Origin of the sequence: Clostridioides sp. ZZV14-6154, assembly GCF_020657785.1 — a bacterium.
Taxonomy (GTDB): Bacteria; Bacillota; Clostridia; order Peptostreptococcales; family Peptostreptococcaceae; genus Clostridioides.
On sequence record NZ_JAGWCY010000065.1, the window covers coordinates 1 to 382 of the forward strand.

At 29.1% G+C, this 382-nt stretch carries 1 protein-coding gene; it reads left to right on the forward strand.

Going from position 1 to position 382, the window contains the following annotated elements; genetic code table 11:
• Positions 1 to 382: ABC transporter permease subunit (locus KGF45_RS19725; protein ID WP_413926605.1), on the forward strand; the 382-nt coding region annotated here is incomplete at both ends.

A 382-nucleotide genomic window follows, 5' to 3' on the forward strand; every position in this document is an offset into this window, starting at 1 on the left:
TCTAACTTACTTTCTGGTATTTTAGTTATGGGAATGCTCTACTCTATCAACTTAAGAATAATGGGAAAATCAAATATCCCACTATTTAGTTTTAAACATTTATTCAATGGAGAAATATCTCCTATAGTTTTAGCTTTAGTATTTGTATTTATCTGTAAAGTGCTTTTAGATTTATTCTTAAAGACAGGTCTTGGATACACTCTAAAAGGTGTTGGTGACAACTCTCAAATGATTAAATCTTTGGGTATAAATATTGGTTCTATAAAAATATTAGGACTTATGATTTCAAATGGACTTATAGCTTTATCTGGTAGTTTGATGGCTCAATTCTTAGGATTTTCAGATGTAAATATGGGTATTGGAACTTTAGTACTTGGAATTG